This is a genomic window from Brevibacterium sp. 91QC2O2 (assembly GCF_024580695.1).
Lineage (GTDB): Bacteria > Actinomycetota > Actinomycetes > Actinomycetales > Brevibacteriaceae > Brevibacterium > Brevibacterium moorei.
Map to the genome: position 1 here is coordinate 174,219 of NZ_JANIJY010000002.1, position 18,492 is coordinate 192,710.

The 18,492-nt window shown below is 68.8% G+C and carries 16 protein-coding genes and 1 pseudogene; 6 read left to right on the plus strand and 11 right to left on the minus strand.

What is annotated here, in order from left to right:
* Window positions 1–45 precede the first annotated feature (45 nt).
* From NQ036_RS02865 to NQ036_RS02880, 4 genes and pseudogenes are all read left to right on the plus strand, one after another.
* Window positions 46–666: a fibronectin type III domain-containing protein gene (locus NQ036_RS02865; protein WP_257057027.1), complete on the plus strand. Its 621-nt coding sequence runs from the start codon at window positions 46–48 to the stop codon at window positions 664–666.
* Between the two features lie 27 nt (window positions 667–693).
* Window positions 694–1,104 (plus strand): annotated as a pseudogene (locus tag NQ036_RS02870) (metallophosphoesterase); the annotation flags it as partial.
* Window positions 1,105–1,305: 201 nt separating this feature from the next.
* Window positions 1,306–1,797: an LPXTG cell wall anchor domain-containing protein gene (locus NQ036_RS02875; protein ID WP_257057098.1), complete on the plus strand. Its 492-nt coding sequence runs from the start codon at window positions 1,306–1,308 to the stop codon at window positions 1,795–1,797.
* 41 nt (window positions 1,798–1,838) lie between these two features.
* Entirely contained in the window at window positions 1,839–2,456 is a 618-nt protein-coding gene (locus NQ036_RS02880) for a phosphoribosyltransferase family protein (protein WP_257057028.1), read from the plus strand.
* 7 nt (window positions 2,457–2,463) lie between these two features.
* On the opposite strand, the gene NQ036_RS02885 is transcribed toward NQ036_RS02880, so the two are convergent.
* A complete protein-coding gene (locus tag NQ036_RS02885) occupies window positions 2,464–3,846 on the minus strand; it encodes a solute carrier family 23 protein (RefSeq protein WP_257048386.1) in 1,383 nt (460 codons plus the stop codon).
* A gap of 159 nt (window positions 3,847–4,005) precedes the next feature.
* Here NQ036_RS02885 and NQ036_RS02890 point away from each other — a divergent pair, with 159 nt between their 5' ends.
* Entirely contained in the window at window positions 4,006–5,265 is a 1,260-nt protein-coding gene (locus NQ036_RS02890) for an acyl-CoA dehydrogenase family protein (protein ID WP_257057029.1), read from the plus strand.
* Window positions 5,266–5,316: 51 nt separating this feature from the next.
* Here the strand turns inward: NQ036_RS02890 and NQ036_RS02895 are convergent, their stop codons facing one another.
* Genes NQ036_RS02895 through NQ036_RS02910 form a run of 4 tightly spaced genes read right to left on the minus strand, consistent with a single transcriptional unit; the run spans window position 5,317 to window position 10,390 of the window.
* A complete protein-coding gene (locus NQ036_RS02895) occupies window positions 5,317–5,811 on the minus strand; it encodes a hypothetical protein (protein ID WP_257048382.1) in 495 nt (164 codons plus the stop codon).
* Between the two features lie 49 nt (window positions 5,812–5,860).
* Complete coding sequence (locus tag NQ036_RS02900) at window positions 5,861–7,705, minus strand: biotin carboxylase N-terminal domain-containing protein (protein WP_257057030.1); 1,845 nt, start codon at window positions 7,703–7,705, stop codon at window positions 5,861–5,863.
* Window positions 7,702–9,576, minus strand: a complete 1,875-nt coding sequence (locus NQ036_RS02905; protein WP_257057031.1) for a carboxyltransferase domain-containing protein — start codon at window positions 9,574–9,576, stop codon at window positions 7,702–7,704. Before NQ036_RS02905 ends, NQ036_RS02900 begins: the two co-directional genes overlap by 4 nt.
* Before the next feature lie 55 nt (window positions 9,577–9,631).
* Entirely contained in the window at window positions 9,632–10,390 is a 759-nt protein-coding gene (locus NQ036_RS02910; RefSeq protein ID WP_257057032.1) for a LamB/YcsF family protein, read from the minus strand.
* A gap of 90 nt (window positions 10,391–10,480) precedes the next feature.
* On the opposite strand from NQ036_RS02910, the gene NQ036_RS02915 reads away from it, so the two are divergent.
* Window positions 10,481–12,091 carry a DUF5129 domain-containing protein gene (locus tag NQ036_RS02915; RefSeq protein WP_257057033.1) on the plus strand — a complete coding sequence of 537 codons (1,611 nt, stop codon included), beginning with the start codon at window positions 10,481–10,483 and terminating at the stop codon, window positions 12,089–12,091.
* 11 nt (window positions 12,092–12,102) lie between these two features.
* Here the strand turns inward: NQ036_RS02915 and NQ036_RS02920 are convergent, their stop codons facing one another.
* The 6 genes from NQ036_RS02920 to NQ036_RS02945 all read right to left on the minus strand — a co-directional run bounded on the left by NQ036_RS02920 (window position 12,103) and on the right by NQ036_RS02945 (window position 18,492).
* Window positions 12,103–13,305, minus strand: coding sequence for a MalY/PatB family protein (locus NQ036_RS02920; protein ID WP_257057034.1), 1,203 nt, complete (start codon window positions 13,303–13,305; stop codon window positions 12,103–12,105).
* 62 nt (window positions 13,306–13,367) lie between these two features.
* A complete protein-coding gene (locus NQ036_RS02925) occupies window positions 13,368–14,522 on the minus strand; it encodes a M20 family metallopeptidase (RefSeq protein WP_257057035.1) in 1,155 nt (384 codons plus the stop codon).
* Window positions 14,523–14,561: 39 nt separating this feature from the next.
* A complete protein-coding gene (locus NQ036_RS02930) occupies window positions 14,562–15,623 on the minus strand; it encodes an ABC transporter ATP-binding protein (protein WP_257057036.1) in 1,062 nt (353 codons plus the stop codon).
* Between the two features lie 11 nt (window positions 15,624–15,634).
* Window positions 15,635–16,657: an ABC transporter ATP-binding protein gene (locus tag NQ036_RS02935; protein ID WP_257057037.1), complete on the minus strand. Its 1,023-nt coding sequence runs from the start codon at window positions 16,655–16,657 to the stop codon at window positions 15,635–15,637.
* A gap of 4 nt (window positions 16,658–16,661) precedes the next feature.
* Window positions 16,662–17,537, minus strand: a complete 876-nt coding sequence (locus NQ036_RS02940) for an ABC transporter permease (RefSeq protein WP_257057038.1) — start codon at window positions 17,535–17,537, stop codon at window positions 16,662–16,664.
* Between the two features lie 22 nt (window positions 17,538–17,559).
* The gene (locus NQ036_RS02945) at window positions 17,560–18,492 is read right to left on the minus strand and encodes an ABC transporter permease (RefSeq protein ID WP_257048371.1); all 933 of its coding nucleotides are present in this window, start codon (window positions 18,490–18,492) and stop codon (window positions 17,560–17,562) included.

The window sequence follows — 18,492 nt, forward strand, 5'->3', positions numbered from 1 at the left end:
GTCGGGCGCAACCCCTCATTCACGCAGTCCTGAGTGAATGAGGGGGTGACTCACAGAGAACCTACAGACGCACAGCCCACCCGCCCGACTACGACCCGCCGACGCCTGGGCGCCGCCCTGGCCGCCGCAGCGCTGCTCGCCACCCCGGCGTTCTCCCCCACTCTCCTGGCCGTTCCGGCACAGGCTGCCGGGACCTCGGCCACGGCGCCGGCGGCCCCGAGGGCCCAGGACCTGGTGCTGCAGAACGGCTCCACCGACTCCCAGCGACTGCTGTCCTGGCAAACGGACGATCCGGCCGAACTCGGAGTGCGCTGGGCCAAGAAGGCGGATCTGGTCGACGGGAGGCTGCCGGAGTCCGCGCAGACGGCGCAACAGACGGAACAGGGCGAGGCGGTCGACGGCCGCCACTTCCACCAAGCAGCCTTGGACGGGCTGGACGCGGACGCGCAATACTCCTATCAGGTGGGCAGCGATGAGGCCGGCTGGTCCGATGTCCACTCCTTCGACACCTCGGTCACCGGTGACTTCAATGTCTACGGCGATCCGCAGATCGGTTCGAGTGGCGATGTCGACTCCGACGCCGCCGGCTGGAAGCGGACCCTGCAGGCCTCACTGCAGACGAACCCCAGGGCATCCTTCCTCTACACCCTGGGCGACCAGGTGTAGCACAAGGACAACCAGGAGGAGTTCGCGGCCTACCTGGCGCCCGAGCAGAGCCGCACGCTGCCCCAGGCCACGACCCTGGGCAACCACGAGGCCGGGTCGAAGGCCTACGGCGACCACTTCAACCGCCCGAACGTCAGCGCCGACCACGGCCAGAACGTCAAGGGCACCGGCGGTGACTACTGGTTCATCAGCAATGACGTCCTGTTCGTGAACTTCAACGCCAACGCCAGTTCGGAAGACGATATCGCCGAGCACAAGGACTTCCTCGACAAGGTCGTGAAACAGCAGGGCGACAAGGCCCGCTGGACGGCGGTGGTGTTCCACAAGGCCCCCTATTCGACGGCCAATCACCTCGACGATGACGATGTGATGCGCTTCCGCGCTGCCTTCCCCGCGGCCTTCTCCGCCAACGACGTGGACCTCGTGCTCGGTGGGCACGACCACGTCTACTCGCGCACCCACCTGCTCAACGGCTCAGGCTCACCGGCGGACGAGGCCGCGGATGGCGAGTCGATCGTGGACAAGCGGCCGGACGCCTCGGCTCCGGTGGAATTGGACAAGGACTCGGGCGAATCGCTGTATTACACGCTGACCTCCAGCTCTGGGTCGAAGTTCTACGATATGTACACCGATGAGCAGATGGACGAGGCGGGCTTCCCGCGGGACAATATCGCTGCCGCCGAGCAGACCCGCACACCCGGCTACCTCAACGTCAAGGCGACGTGCGAGGCCCTGACCCTGACCTCGCGCTCGGTCGATGCGGCGGGTGCGGACTCGGTCGTGGAAACCGTGAAGCTGGCCAAGGACGCGGGCGACTGCCAGGGCGGGGAGCCCAGTGAGGAGCCCACTGCCGAGCCCAGCGAGGTACCCAGCACTGCACCCGCGGAAACCCCGAGCGCACAGCCGGGTCAGACCTCGACCCCGGAGCAGCCTACGGGCGAGCCGGGAGCCGGAGCCGGCGGCGGCGATGCCAACGGCGGCGCGGGCACGGATCCCGGTGCAGGCGGTGCCCCCGGGGCCGGGTCGCTGCCGCGCACGGGTGTGCAGATCGGCACTGCCCTGGGAATCGCCGGCCTGCTGGTGGCCGGCGGCGGACTGGCCCTGGTGCTGGCCCGCAAGCGCCGCGGCTGACCGCGCGCTGCAGCGGGGGCCGGACTGAGTAGCCTGGAAGCATGACAGACACGACTGAGTTCTGGCCCCTGCAGGTGGGCAGCCAGACCATCGACATCCCCCTGGTGAAGATCGATGACGAGCTGACCATCGCCCTGCTGATGACCATCGATGCCGGGGTGGCGTTCAACGAGACCGCCGGCCGCGAGCTGGCCGACAAGCTGCGGGACTTCGAACCCGAGATCATCGTCTCGGCCGCCACCCTGGGCATTCCCGTGGCCATCGAGGTCTCGCGCGCGCTGGGCCTCGACCAGTACCTCATCCTGCAGAAGACCCGCAAGCACCATCTGCGCGACAGCCCCAGCGTGGAGCTGACGTCGATCACCTCGGCGAACACCCAGAGCCTGATGCTCGACAAGCGGCGCGTCCCGGCGGTGGCCGGGCGCCGTGTGGTGTTCGTCGACGACGTCATCTCCACCGGCGGTTCCACCAACGCCGCACTGCGCCTGCTCGACCAGGTGGGGGCGAACGTCGTGGGGATCGGCGCCTTCGCACTCGAGGGCGATGCGTGGAAGACGGCCCTGGGCGAACGCGCGGGCCTGGTACGCGCTCTGGGGCAGATCCCCAGCTTCACCTCGGTCGAACAGGCCGTGGCCCAGCGGGATTCCGCGGACCGCTGAGCCCGTCTCAGGCCGCCCGGCGCCGCTCCAGCAGGGGGCGCACCCCGAAGTTGATGAGCGGGTGCAGCACGAGCAGCATGATGGTCGAGACCATCATGGGGCTGGTCAGGATGCTCGACACCGACTCCGGCAGCCCCTCGGCAACCCCCGCGGGGATCGCCTGCAGCCCGACGGGCACGGTGAAGCACAGTGCGGCGACCAGCAGGTTCAGGTTGTCCCACTTCACCACGGCCAGCTGCTGCACCCCGGAGAAGGCGATGATGCCGAAGAGCACCGTCGCCGCCCCGTACATCGCCGGCGTCGGCAGACTGGCGAGGAACAGGGCGACCGGCGGCAGGAAGGACACGACGATCGCGATGACGCCCGCGGTCGCCGTGACGACGCGGCTGGCGATACCGGTCACACGCAGCACGCCGACGTTCTCGGGGTAGGACGTCGTGCCGATGCCGCCGAACAGACCGCCGATCGACGAGCCGATGAACTCCACGAACAGGCCGCGATTGGCCCGGTCGACATCGATCCTCTCCCCGCCGATCCGGCCCAGCAGGCTGTAGACGCCCATCGACTCCGAGGCGGCCTGCAGGAAGCCGACCATCATCAGCGGCACCAGCGCCCACTCCAGCTTGAATCCGAACGGCAGCAGGTGCGGCGGGCCGAGAACCAGCGTGCCGGACAGATCGGGCAGCTGCCAGACGCCGAGCACCGCGGCGACGATCGCGCCGACGGCGATCCCCCACAGGACGGCGGCGGTCTTGATGATGGTCTTGCCACCGAAGATCATGCACAGGGCCACGACCACGATCGTCACGATCCCCGTTGCCAGCGCCGCTCCCAACGGCATGCCGGCCGAATCCGTGAACCAGCCGCCCACGCCGATCTGCGCCAGCTGCGCACCCAGCACCAGGAACATCGTGCCGAATACCAGCGGATTGCCGACGAATTGGGCGATGTGCCCGTAGAGTCCCAGGCGTTTGAGTGGGAAGGCCAGCACAGCCGACAGCAGGCCGGCGACGACCATCGATCCGAAGGCCGCATCCAGCCCGAAGGCCGAACCGCCGGCGATGAGTGCGACCAGCAGGGCCGCGGTGGGGCCCTGGACGATCGGCAGTTTGAGTACCTTGGTCGAGGACAGCAGCGTGACCAGGCCGGTCAGCAGGAAGCAGCCCTGGATCAGGAAGGAGGTCTGGACATTGTCCAAGTGCAGGCCCGCACCCAGGGAGATCGGGAAGACCCACAGTCCGTTGAGTGCGAGCAGGTGCTGTCCGCCCAGGGGAATGGCCCTGCCGATGGAGTAGTGCTGGTCGAAGCCGACGGCCAGGGGTTGGTCGGCCGTCCGCTGACCGGGTTCGTTGTCTGGATTGTTCACCGGGTTTGTCACAGTGCTGGTCACGGGGAAACCCTACACGGCCGATGTTTCCACAGGGATAATACGGGACGCCGGAGCCGATTTCCTGTATATTAAAAGTCACGAACATACGTTCGGTAAGCGTAAAGCCCGTAAGCATGACCACGGCGACGAGGCCGTGGCGACAGGAAGGTGAAGCCCCTCATGGACAACCCCCTCAAGGCGATGCCGGTGGTCCCCGACGTCGAAACCCTCGACCTGCGACCCACCGAGCGCGGCCTCGAACTGCGCGAGAAGCTGGTCGCCTTCATGCACGAATGCGTCTTCCCCGCAGAAGCCGAATACCACAAGTACCGGGCCGCGAAGGGCCCCACCGACTCCTCCGTGCCCCCGGTCGTCGAAGCGCTCAAGGACGAGGCGAAGGAACGCGGGCTGTGGAACCTGTTCCTGCCCAGCGAGTCCGGGATCGGGCAGCTGGACTACGCCTCCCTGGCCGAGATCAGCGGCTGGTCGAACGACCTGGCACCGGAGGCCATGAACTGCCAGGCACCGGATACCGGCAATATGGAACTCCTCCACATGTTCGCCACCGAGGAACAGAGCGCGCAGTGGCTCACGCCCCTGCTCGCAGGCGAGATCCGCTCCGGGTTCTCCATGACGGAGCCCGCCGTGGCATCCTCGGACGCCACGAACATCGAAACCACCATCACCCGCGAGGGCGATGAGTACGTCATCAACGGCCGCAAGTGGTTCACCTCGGGCGCCGCCGATCCGCGCTGCAAGATCCTCATTGTCATGGGCAAGACCGATGTGACCGCCGAACGCCACAAGCAGCAGTCGATGATCCTGGTCCCGATGGACACCCCGGGTGTCCGCCTGGTGCGCGACGTGCCGGTGATGGGCCATTACGACCAGCACGGCCACTGCGAGATCGCCTATGAGAACGTCCGAGTGCCGGCGTCCAACCTGCTGGGCGAGGAGGGCTCCGGCTTCGCGCTGGCCCAGGCCCGGCTGGGGCCCGGGCGCATCCACCACTGCATGCGCGCCCTGGGTGCGGCCGAACGTGCCATGCAATTGCTCATCACCCGCGCGCAGGACCGAGTGGCCTTCGGCCAGCCGCTGATCGAGCAGGGCATGGTGCAGGCAGACATCGCCGAGGCCCGGATCGCCATCGATCAGGCCCGCCTGCTGTGCCAGTACGCCGCCAAGACGATCGACGTGCACGGGAACAAGGCCGCAGCCTCGCTGATCTCGGCCGCGAAGGTCGCCGTGCCGCGCGCGGCGCTCAAGGTCATCGACCGCGCCATCCAGATCCACGGTGGTGCCGGCGTCACCGATGACACGCCGCTGGCCTCGATGTACGGCTGGCAGCGCGCCATGCGGATCTTCGACGGCCCCGACGAGGTCCACCTGCGCACGATCGCCCGCCGCGAGGCCCGGGCGGTCGCAGCCACCCGCGGCTGAGGCCTCGGGCCCCGGGGACGGTATCCCCGGAGCCCGTTCCCGCAGCGCGGGCTAGAGGTTGTTCAGCAGATCATCGGAATCATTGAGCCAGGCGTCCTTCGTGGGCGCCTGGCTCGTTTTCCCCTGCGCCCCTGGCCCGCCCCGGCGCGGCGCCAGGGCCCCCAGCTCGGCGAGCAGCTCGGCCTCGGCGTCCTGCAGCCGGACCACGCGTTCGGCCACATCGTCGTCCGCCGGCACCCCGCGGCGCTTGACCATCTGCGCGATATGGCCCAGTAACGAGGTGTCGTCGTCGGCCAGCCGCGCCCGGCCGGCCTGGATCTGCCCGCGCACCACCTCGAGCTTCCAGCGCAGCAGGGTGAAGCGTTCGCGCGCTGCCAGGTCCATCGCCTCCCACACCTGGGAGGTCACGGTGTCCTTGCCGCCGAACAGCGACACGGGTTGGCAGGCGAAGACGATGTCCCCGGCCCGGTCGACCAACAGGGCGCCGCGCCTGTCGCCGGAGCCGGTGTCGTCGACGGCGTCGATGAAACTCGTGTACTCGAACATGCCACCATTGTGCCGCACCGGCCCGAGCCGGTCCGCTGCGCCGACGTGGCTAGGGGCGGATCCGGGCCAGTTCCCGCCCTGGCTGCACCTCGTCCCCGGCGCCGAGGTCGGCCAGAGAGACCGTCCCGCTCGCCGGGGCTGCCACCTGGCACTCCATCTTCATGGCCTCGACCACCGCGATCTCATCGCCGGCGGCGACCTGCGCGCCATCGGCCACGCTGAAGCGCACGAGGGTGCCGGCGAATCCACAGGTCACGGGCGTTCCATCGGCCGGGGCGGCCGAGTGCGGAGCGGGGCTCGGGGCTTCCGGGGCCGAGGCGGCGGCCGGCCCTGCGAGCAGCTCGGCGGGAACCCGCACACGGTGGGCCCGGCCGTCGATTTCCACGGTGAAGGCGCGGAGGTCGGGATAGCTTTCGGGGGCCTCGGCGGCATATGCACCGCCGGCGGGCCCCGCAGCAGAACCCGCGGTACCCAGCCGGTACTCCTCCTCGATCCAGCCGGTGTGCACGGGGCCCGAGGCGAAGTCGGGTGCGCGCACGATGTCGCGGTGGAAGGGCAGAACGGTGCGCACGCCCTCGATCACGATCTCGTCCAGGGCGGCCCGCGCGCGGCGCAGCGCCACCGCACGACTCGGACCCCAGACGATCAGCTTGGCCAGCAGCGAATCGTAGGAACTCGGCACCACGGTGCCCGTGCACACGCCCGCGTCCACCCGCACGCCCGGCCCCGTCGGCGCCTCGAACCGGGTCACCGTCCCGGGTGCGGGGACGAAGCCGTGATCCACGTCCTCGGCGTTGATGCGGAACTCGAATGCGTGGCCGCGGGCGCGGCCCCGCTCCGCCTGCGCCTCGGCGGCCAGGACCTCCGGTGAGAGTTCCAAGCCGGCCGCGATCCGGAACTGTTCGGCCACAATGTCGACCCTGGTGACGGCCTCGGTCACGGGATGTTCGACCTGCACGCGGGTGTTGACCTCGAGGAAGGACACGGTGCCGTCGGCGGCCACCAGGAATTCCGCCGTGCCCGCACCCGTGTAGCCCGCCCGCTCGCACAGCCGGCGCGCACCGGAGACGATCGCGTGTTCCTGCTTGGCGCTCAGGCCCGGTGCCGGGGCCTCCTCGACCAGTTTCTGATTGCGCCGCTGCAGGGAGCAGTCGCGGGTGCCGATGACGGCGACCCGCCCGTGGGCATCCGCCAGGATCTGGGCCTCGACGTGGCGGGGGCGGACCAGGAACTTCTCCACGAAGCACTCGCCGCGGCCGAAGGCCGCCTGTGCCTCGCGCACCGCCGAACCATAGGCCTGTTCCACCTGGTCCAGGGCGTTCACGACCTTGAGTCCGCGGCCGCCTCCGCCGTGCGCGGCCTTGATGGCGATCGGCAGGCCGTGGGCCAGCGCGAACTCGTGGGCGTCCTCCCAGCCGGCGACCGGGCCGGGGGTACCCGGCGCCAGGGGGACCCCGACCTCAGCGGCCATGGCCCGGGCCGTGACCTTGTCGCCCAGGGCCTCAATGACCGGGGCGGACGGACCGATCCACCGCAACCCGGCCGCTGTGACGGCGCGCGCGAAGTCCGCGTTCTCGGACAGGAAGCCGTAGCCGGGGTGCACGCAGTCCGCGCCGGAGCTCGTGGCGATGGCCAGCAGCGCGGACATGTTCAGGTAGGTGTCGGCCGCGCGCACCCCGGGCAGGCGGTGCGCCTCATCGGCCAGCCGCACGTGCGGGGCGTCCGCGTCGGCGTCTGAATACACCGCGATCGAGCGCAGCCCCAGATCCCTGGCAGCCCGGATGATCCGCATCGCGATCTCCCCGCGGTTGGCGATGAGCACGGCGGTCAGTGCCCTGGTGGGCGCCGAGGCGAGCGCTGCGATGTCGGGTGCTTGCGGGTCTGGCACAGTCATGGCCGTCCTTCCGGGATGGGCTGCAGGGTGTCGGGGTCGACCAGGGCGAAGTGGACCTGGGCGCCGGGCGGCACCTGGGCCGCAGGGTCGAGGTCGGCGGCGACGAGGGTGGCGATGACCGGATAGCCGCCGGTCACGGGGTGATCGGCCAGGAACACCACGGGTGCGCCGGCCGGTGGCACCTGGATGGAGCCGGCGACCATGCCCTCGCTGGCGAGTTCACCGCTGTCCGGGCGACGGCGGATTGGGCCGGCCGCGGTTGTTTCCGGGGCGGTGCCGTCTGCCTCCAGGCGCAGGCCGATCCGGTTCGACTGCTGGGTCACCCGCCAGCGGGTCCGGGCGAACCGGGCGAGTTCACCGGCGGCGAACCAGTCCGCACGCGGGCCTGCGACACAGCGCAGGACGGTGGTCTGATCGCCCGCCTCGTCTGTTCCCGCGGTTCCCCTCACGGACCCCAGAGGATCGACGGAACCCGCAACGGACAGGATCGGCCCGCAGGCCGCGCCGGACAGCGCGTTCAGTTCGGCTCCGGCCCGCACCGGCGCGGGCCCCAGGCCGGAGAGCACATCGCTGGCCGCCGAGCCCAGGGATGCGGGTGCCGCGAATCCCCCGCGCACCGCCAGATAGGACCGCAGTCCGTGGGCGGCCGCGGACAGGGTCAGCTCCTCGCCCGTCCGCAGTAGGAACGGCGAGTCCAGGGCCACCCGACGCGCCGGCGCTGCGGCGGTGCGCACCAACGATAGCTCCACCCGGGCCCCGGTGATGGCCACAACGCAGTCATCCAGGGCGCGCAGGTGCAGACCGCCGATGTTCTCGAGCACCACGGCCCCGGCAGGTCGGAGGGACCGGGCCCCGCCCGCATTGCCAACCAGGTCGTTCGCGCGCCAGGCGGCACCCCGGTCGGCCGCGCCCGAGGTAGTCACGCCCATATCCCCACGCCCGGGCCGCCCGGCGTCCTGGAACAGGGTCAGCAGTCCGGCGTCGAGGACCTCGAACACGGGATGTGCGTGGGGAACTGGATCTGCTTGGTCTGCGCCCGGTTCAACGGGCTCGACTGACGGAGGTCCAGCGTCCTCGGTGCCGGTTCCCCCTGCCACCGTTTCAATCCGCTCGGGCACGGCGCGGTAGCGCACCCGGTCTCCGGGGACGATGAGCGCGGGGCCGCCGTGGTCCCTGCCGGCTCCGGACCGTCCGGTCTCGTCCCACAGTGGGGCGTCCGTGTGCCCGATGAGCTGCCAGCCACCGGGGCTGGAGCGCGGATAAGCCGCGGAGAAGCGCCCGGCCAGGCCCACGGAACCCGGTGGCACCGCGGTGCGCGGGGAGGACCTGCGCGGAACATTCCAGACCGGACCAGCCGACCCGGAGTCCGTGAGGAAGCGCTCGGGCACGCAATAGGCGAACCCGGGTGCGAAGCCGCCGAAGGCCGCAATCCAGGTCTCGGCGGTGTGCGCGGTGATGAGCGCCTCGGATGACAGGCCCAGCAGTTCTGCGGCAGCGGCGAGGTCCGGGCCGGTGTAGACCACGTCGAGCACGACCTCGCGCGTCCTCTGCGGGCCGGCGGGGACCTCGGCTGCGGCGGGGGCTCGGACGGAGTCGGCAGAGGCCTCATCGCGCAGCCGGGCCGCCAGCAGGCCCTGGGCCCGTGCGGCGGCTCGTGCCGAGTCCAGGACGAGCAACACGGTGGCGGCAGCGGCGACCACATCGACCTGCCCGGACACGGGTGCGGCGCGCAACGCAGCGGACAGTTCCAGCACCCGCCGTAGCACGGCACTCGTTTCCCCGGAGCCGTCTGTGGCACCACCGAGATCCACCAGCAGTGCCCGGTCCCCGACCCGGCGCACCCGCCCCGCATTTTCTACCCTCAGTCCCATAACACCCCTGAAACCGGCACCGCCATAGGACTGAAAGTACAGAATGCGACGGCACTCATACGAACCTCTGCACCTGCACGCCGGCCTCCTGCAGGGACGCGACGATGCGGCGGGCCAGTTCGACCGCTCCGGGCGAGTCCCCGTGGACGCACAGGGATTCGGCCTCCATGCGCAGCGGGCTGCCGTCGCGCGCGATGATCGTCCCGGTGCGCGCCAATTCGACGACGCGGGCGGCCACAGCGTCCGGATCGGCGATCACCGCGTCCGGCTCGCTGCGGGAGACCAGTGTGCCGTCCGGGTTGTAGTTGCGGTCCGCGAAGGCCTCACCGACGGTGCGCAGGCCCGCCGCGGCCGCCCGTTCGATCGCGATCGAGCCGGGCAGCAGGAGCAGCGGCAGGTCACCGCCGAAGGCCTTGACCCCGTCGACCACGGCCTGGGCCTGCACCGGATCGTGCACGATGCGGTTGTACAGCGCACCGTGTGGTTTGACGTAGGCAACGCGGGTTCCGGCGGACCGGGCCAGGGCTTCCAGGGCACCGATCTGGTAGAGAACCTCGTCGGCCAGCTCACCAGGGGCGTAGTCGATGAAGCGGCGGCCGAAGCCGGCCTGATCGTGATAGCCCACATGCGCGCCCACGCTGACATTCCGGGCGACGGCCGCGCGCAGGGTCGCCGCGATCCCGTGCGGATCCCCGGCGTGGAAACCGCAGGCGACATTCGCGGAGCTGACCACCCGGATGATCGCGGCGTCGTCACTGACGGGATTGCCCGCGGTGGTCTCGCCCAGATCGGAGTTCACATCGATGCTGACCATGGCGCCAGCCTACCGGGCTCAGCGCTGTGTGTACCCTGAATCACAGTCAACACCCCACTGCACGAGCGCCCGGCACGGAAAGGCAGCACGATGAGCACGCTCCCGGCACCACGCACCCCGGCCGGTCCGAACCAGGCGAAGCCCAACCGCACGGGAACCGCAGGAGTTTTCGGCCGGGTGATCTCCTATGTCCTGCTGAGCCTGGTCATCCTCGGCTGCCTCATCACCGCTCTGGGATGCCTGCTGGCGCGCGCCGACCCCGGGTATCCCGCCCGCAGCGTCGAGGTCGCCTCGACCACTGGGTTGGTCGACGCACCGGAGCTGGAGGCCCGGCTGAGGGAACTGCCGTTGAACGATCCGGGCATCGACGTACTCGTCATCGCGCAGCAGGGCTCGGGGCTATCCGACATCGACGGCACGGCCTTGGACGCGGTTTCCGCGACGCACCCCGGTTGGGTGTCCGGCGGGCGGCTGGGCGATGGAAAGATGGCGGTGTTCCTCAACATCACCGATCCCGCGGGCCACGGGGACTCCGGCCTGTACGTGGGCTCAGACCAGGATGACAGCTCGCTGCAATCCCGCCGCGAGGCCGGTAACGGAGCCTTCCACGACGCCCGCTGGAACGATGGCCTGGTCGACATCGTGCGGGCCCAGGCCGGTGTCCTGCATCCGGGGATCGGCACCTTCGCGATCATCGCCGGCGTCGCAGTCGCAGCAGTCGGCAGCATCGTGTGGATCGCCGTGGTGGCCCACCTGCGCCGCGGGCAGACCCGGCAGAACATTGCGGCTGGACGGGCCGCCGCCGCGCACCTGGCCCAGCGGATTCCCGCACTCGAGACGCTGATGGGGCGGGCCGAACAGGCGAACCCCGAGGCCGCGCCTGGCATCGTGCGCGATATCCGCCTGGCCACCGCCGCCTTGGCCGAACCCGCAGGGCACTGGGAAGAGTCTCTGACGGGCCTGAGTCCGGCACGCGCCCGTTCGGGGTCCGCCAGGGATGCCACGGAAGGTGCGGCGGCGCAGCTGACCGGCCTGCGTCGGCGGACCGATGGACTGGCCGATGTGGCGCTGTTGGCCGGCGGTCTGCCCGGCTGGCAGGATGCTGCGGCCAGGCAGGCTGAGCTGCTGGGCGCCGATGCACGGGCCGCCCGGGACCTCGCCGGGCTGCGCAAGAGCCTGGCCGAGGACCGCGACTGGCAGCGCGCGGCCAAGGCCGGCAAGGGCAAAGAGGGCTCGCGCCCGCCCCTGGCCTGCGACGCCGACCACCTCGAATTGCAACGCACCATCGAGTTGGCGGAGAACACTGCCGAGCGGCTGCCGCAGGACGCACGGGCCGGCAGGCTCTCCCCAGCGCAGGCGCTGGGCTACCTGGACCAGGCCTCGGCGACCCTGGCCGGCTCCGCCGCGCGCATCGTGCACACCGATCTGACTTATGTGAGCAGACGGAACCCGCGCATGATGGGCACCTTCGACGACATCGTCACGGCCAAGGCGGGCAAGGAGCCGGGGCCCACCGTGGGCCGGGTGCGGAACACGGTGGCCTCGGCCGCGGTACTGCTGGGTTCCATGGAATCGCTGCAGGTGATCACCCAATCCACCGGCACCACCCCTGGCTACGTCTACTCCTCGCCGAGTACTTCCTCGTCCCCCGGAGGCTCCGGCGGCGGTTCGTCCGCAGGAGGTAACTCCGGCAGTTTCTAGGGGCGGTAGGGCTACTTCCCCAGGGCCTCCTTGGCCGAGGCGATGAAGCGATCGAGCAGCTCGTTCAGGATCGGCCGCGGCAGACCCTGATTCAGGCGCACGTGCTTGGCACCCACCGCACCGCACAGTTCCCCGTCCGTGAAGGCGATGCCGGCGTGTTCCAGGAAGTACTCCTGCACATTGCCATCGATCCCCAGCGCCGAGCAGTCGATCCAGCCCAGGTAGGTGCCAGAGGGCTTGATGTAGACGACCTCCGGCAGCTCCTCGGACAGACGCTGGGCGACGAGGTCACGGTTGCCCTGCAGATAGTCCTTCGTGGCCGCCAACCAGTCCAGGCCCTTGGTGTAGGCGGCGGTGCCTGCCATAATGCCCGGATTCGAAGCCCCATGGGAGGTGAACACGCACTTCTTCTGCCACAGCGCCAGATCCTCGTCATTGGAGAACAGGATCTGCGCGCACTTCAGGCCCGGAGTGTTGAAGGACTTCGAGTGGCTGGTCGCGGTGATCGTGTGCGCTGCGGTGTCAGCGTTGATCGTCGCATAGGGCACGTGCTCGGCACCGTCATAGACAAGGGGCGCGTGGATCTCATCGGAGAACACCCGGCCGCCGTGCTTGGCGACGATCGCGGCGATCTGCTCCATCTCCTCGCGGCTGTAGACCTTGCCGATCGGATTGTGCGGATTGCACATGATGAGCACACCGCCGGACGTCCCATCGGGACCGCCGGTGGCCATCGCCGCATCCAGGGCCGCGAAGTCGAAGTCCCAGCGGCCGGCCGCGTCATTGCGGTGCAGCGGGACCTCGACGATCTCCCGGTCGTGCATCCCCGGCAGGGTCATGAAGGGCATATAGGCGGGGGTGGGCAGGATGACCTTCCCGCCGGCGGGCGCGAACACGTCGAGGACGGCCCCCAGGCCGGAGAGCACATCGGAAATCGTGTCCACATGGTCGGCCGCGATGTTCCAGCCGTAGCGCTGGGCGTAGAACCCGGCGGTCGCCTCGCGCAGGGCGGTGACGATGTCCGCCGGCGGGTAGCCGTAGAGGTCGCGGGCGTCGAGGTCTTTGAGGACCTGGCGGATGGGCTCGGCCACGCCGTAGTCCATTTCCGCGACGAAGGCGCCGATCTTGCCGGGATACGTGCTCCACTTGGTGGAGGCCTTCTCCTCCAGGCTGGCGCGGGTAATGGAATCGTATGCAGCGGTTGTATCCGCCATGTGCGGGTTCTCCTTGGTATTGGTCGTGTCGTGTATCACTGTCATTGTGTCAGCCGCCCCCATCAGCCGAGCATGCGCATCGCATAGCGGACGAAGAACTCGACACCCAGGGGCAGGACATCCTCGTCGATGTCGAATTTGGCGTGGTGATGGTAGAACTGTTCGACGCCCTCGCGTTCCACACCCAGGTGGGCCAGGAAGCCCGGGAACTCGTGGACGAACAGCGAATAGTTCTCCGAGGCGAGGATATGGGGAGCCTGAACGCCCACCAACCGGTCGCCCATCTCGTCGAGCACGTCCACCGCCTCGTCGACACAGGCCTCCGTATTGACCACGGCCAGACCGCTGCGCAGGAAGTCCAGGTCGACCTCCACATCCCAGGCGGCCGCCGTGTGTTCGACGACTCGCTTGATCCCGGCCAGCAGGTTCTCCCGGACCTGCGGGTCGAAGTGCCGGATCGCACCCTGGATGAAGGCGGTATCGGGGAACACATTGCCGGCTGTGCCGGCCGTGATCTGCCCGATGTGCAGCACTCCGGAATCCAGTGGGGAGACCACGTTCGACGGCAGAGCGGACAGCTCCAGGACCATCTGGCATGCGGGCTTGATCGGGTCCTTGGCCAGGTCGGGGCGCGATCCGTGCCCGCCCACCCCGTGCACCGTGATCGTGAAGCCGTCCGCCCCTGCCATCACCGGCCCTGGTTTGAGCGATACGGCGCCCGAGGCGACATCGGCCCACAGGTGGTAGCCGATCGCCTCGGTCACCCCGCCCTGCTCCTTCAGATAGTCGATGATCGGCTGAGCGCCCCGGCCGATCTCCTCGGCCGTCTGGAAGCACAGGTAGACGGCTCCGTGCAGTTGGGATTCCGCTGCCTTGAGCAGTTTCGCCTCGCCCAACAACATGGTGACGTGACCGTCGTGGCCACAGGCGTGCATATGCCCATTGGTCGCGGCGAACGGCAGGCCGGTCTCCTCGACCACCGGCAGGCCATCCATATCCGCGCGGATCGCCAGGTTCTTCTCGCCGCGCTGCCCGATCTGGCCGACCAGCGAGCCCTCGCCCACCTCGACCACGGGGATGTCGAGCTCGGCCAGGATTTCCTTGATCCGCGCAGGCGTCCATACTTCTTCCAGGCCCCGTTCAGGGTGCTGATGGAACTCCCGGCGCCAGGCCACCAGCTGCGGGGTGATCTCCTGGGTCGCGGCCAATACATCCATGTTCATACTCCTTCTTCGTGTTTCAATCGGTCATAGGGCTCAATCGGTCATAGGGAAGTGACACGCCACCGTGTGGCCCGCTTCCGGTGGGCCCACCGGAATGCTGGGTGGGATCACATCCGCGCAGACCTGTTGGGCCAGTGGGCAGCGGGTCCGGAACGCACAGCCCGAGGGCGGATTCACCGGGTTCGGTGGCTCCCCCTTGAGCAAGATCCGCTCCCGTTTGGCCGCCGGATCCGGGATCGGCGAGGCCGCGCGCAACGCCCGGGCATAGGGGTGGGCCGGGGCCGCGAAGAAAGCGTCGACGGGCGCCGTCTCCACGATCCGCCCCAGGTACATCACAGCGACCCGGTGGGCCATCTGGCGCACGATCGGCAGGCCGTGGGCGATGAACAGATAGGAGACGCCGATCTCCCTCTGCAGGTCCATCATGAGGTTGGCGACCTGCGCCTGCACGGACACATCCAGAGCAGACAGGGCCTCATCGGCCAGGATCAGGCTGGGATTCAGGGCGATCGCACGGGCGATCCCAACGCGCTGCCGCTGCCCGCCGGACAGGGCCCGGGGCCGTGCCGCGGCGCGGCCGACATCCAACCCGACCTTCTCGATGAGCTCGGCAACCCTGGTCTCCAGCTCCCGCCCCCGCATGTGCCCGAACACCTTGAGGGGTTCGGCAACTGCATCGCCGACCTTCTTGCGTGGATTGAGCGAGCCATAGGGGTCCTGGAACACGATCTGCATATCGGGGCGCAGCGAGCGCAGGCGCTTCTCCGGGGTGTGCGAGATGTCCTGGCCCTTGAACTCGACGCTGCCCAGGGTGGGCTCGGTCATCCGCAGAGCCACCCGTCCCAGGGTGGACTTGCCGGAGCCCGATTCCCCCACCAGCGCGACGGTCTCCCCTTTGTACACGTCCAGCGAGGCATCGTTGACCGCGTACAACTGAGCCGGCTTGGAAAACGGCTTGGCCGGGTCCTTGAGTTCGAAGATCTTCGAGACGTTCTTCACCCGCAGCACCGGTTCGCCGCTGACCCCGCCGTCCGTTTCACGTGAAACGGCATCCGCCGGGACCCGGCCGCCGCTTGCTTCCGCTGTCGTCGTCATGGTCGGTCCTTTCAGCGTGCACCGGCCGCGGCCGGCTCCAGGTTCAGCGGGTTGAAGCAGGAAGCGTAACCGGAGCCCATCCGCCGGCGCTCGGGGACCTCGGCCGCGCATTCGTCCGTGGCGAACGGGCAGCGCGGGTGGAAGGAGCAACCCGTCGGCAGGTTCGAGGGATCGGGGACCGAACCCTCGATCGCCGGCAGCCGCTCCGGCTTCTCGCCGGTCAGCGGCGGAATGCACGACAACAGGCCCGAGGTGTAGGGGTGGTGGGCTGCCGTGAAGACCTCGGCCGGCGCCGCGTCCTCGACCACGCGGCCGGCGTACATGACGACCACTCGGTCGGCCAGTTCCGCGGCCACGCCCATATCGTGGGTGACCAGCAGCACTGACATGTCCGTCTCGTCCCGCAGCTCCTCGATCAGGCTGAGGATCTGCGCCTGGATCGTCACGTCCAGGGCGGTAGTCGGTTCGTCCGCGATGAGGAGTTTCGGTTTGGCGGCCAACGCCTGGGCGATCATCACGCGCTGGCACATACCGCCGGACAGTTGATGCGGATAGCTGCGCAGCACGCGCGGGCCGTCGTGGATGCCAACCTTGGCCAGCAGTTCCACCAGCTGCTCCCTATCGGCCCTCTTCGACTTGCGCGGGCCCAGGCGGCGCAGGGCCTCGGTCAGCTGGGTCTCGATGGTGAAGACCGGGTCCAGGGAACTCAGCGGTTCCTGGAAGACCATCGCGATATCCCTCCCCCGCAGGCCTGCGCTGGTCTTGCCGCCGGCTGCGATCTCCGCTCCGTCGAACACGATCGACCCGTCGACCCGGATGTCATCGTCCTGTTGCAGCAGGCCCATGATGGTCCGCGCGGTGACGGACTTGCCGGAACCGGATTCGCCCACCAGGCAGACGATCTCACCCGGGCGGATCTGGAAGGTGGCCTCGCGGATCAACGGCAGTCGTTTGACGCCGTTGTCCAGGGTCACGCGGACATCGTCCAACTTGAGCAGCGGAGCGGATGCGGGTGCGCCGGAAGGTGCATTCATGGTCTTAGCCTTTCTCCATTGCGTCGCTGACGGAGTCGCCGATCAGACTCACCGCGATCACGGTGATCGTCAGGGCCACGCCGGAAAAGGTGCTGATCCACCAGGCAGCGGACAGATAGGGCTGGCCCATCGCAAGCAGTTGCCCCCAGTCCGGGATGTCGGAGCGCGGGCCCAGACCCAGGAAGGACAGCGAGGCCGCCGCCACGATCGATACGCCCACGGTCACCGTCGCCAGGACCACGATCGGGGCGACGGCATTGGGTAGGACGTGGCCGAAGATGATCCTCCGGTTGGAGAACCCCGAGGCCCTGGCCGCTTCGATGTAGAGCTTCGAGCGCACCGCGATCGTCTGTCCGCGCATCACGCGGGCGAACTGCGGGATCGCCGCGATCCCCACCGCCAGGATCAGGTTCCCGGTGGTCGCGCCCAGGGCAGCGGTGATGATGAGGGCCATGAGCACGCCCGGGAAGGACATCAGGATATCCAGCACGCGGCCGATGACCATATCGACGACTCCACCCACATAGCCCGCTGCCAGGCCGATGACCGTACCGATCACCAGCCCGATGGCGGTGGCCGCCAGGCCGATGATGATCGCGGTGCGCGCACCGTAGATCAGCAGCGTGAGCACGCTGCGCCCATACTGATCGGTACCCAGTAGGCCACCGGCCCCCGGTGCCAACAGGACATTGTCCGGGTCCAGATCCAGCGGATTTCCGCGGGTCAGCAACCCGGGGACCAACGCGGCCAGGACGACCAGGACGATCCAGGCATAGGACAGGACGAGGAAGATCTTGTTGACGGAGATCCTGCCGATCCGCTTGTGTCCCTGGCCGGCGGCGGAGACCCCGACGGGTGCGGTGGGCGTTGAGATGGCCACGGTAATCCCTTTCCTTCGTGCCTCAGTTGGATGTCGCGGTCTTGACCCGCGGGTCGATGACCGCATAGGACAGGTCGACCAGGATGTTGATCAGGATGTAGATGACGGCGATGACGAGCACCACTGCCTGGATGACGGGGAAGTCACTGGATGCCACGCCCTGGACCAACATCTGGCCCAGGCCCTGCCGGGAGAACACCGCTTCCACGATGACCGCGCCGGCGACCAGGTTGCCCAGCTGCAGGCCCACGATCGTCACGGTGGGGATGATGGCGTTGCGCAGCACGTGCTTGATGACGATCGCGCCCATCGACAGGCCCTTGGCGTGCAGGGCGGTCACAAAGTTCTCCCCCAGCACGTCCACCACGGAATTGCGGACCAATCTGGCCACGGTGCCCGCTGCGGACAGCCCCAGTGCGATGGCCGGCAGCACCAGGGTGTTGAAACCATCGGAGCCCGTGGCCGGGAACCACCCCAGGCCGAAGGCGAACACGACGATGAGCAACAGTCCAACCCAGAAGGACGGCATAGACGTGTTGAGCAGGGAGATGACGCGGATGACCGAGTCCACCCACGAGCCCTTGAACATCGCGGCCAGGGAACCCAGGATGATGCCGATCAGGGCGGAGACCACTGCCGCCGACAGGGCGAGCGCCAGGGTGGGCAGAATCTGGCCGAGCAGCAGATCGGCCACCGGCAACCTGGTGGCGTAGCTCAGGCCGAGGTCACCCTTGAAGATCCCGCCGACGAATACCAGATATTGCAACCACAGGGGTTTGTCGAGGCCGAACTGCTGCCGCAGCTCCGCTTCGACCTCCGGGGTCGACTGACCGCCGGCCAACAGCACGGTGACGGGATCGCCCGCCAGAACGCGCAGGACCAGGAACAGCACCAGGGTGACGCCGATGAGCGTGGGTATCGCCGCGACCAGGCGGCGCACGGTGAGCATCAACAT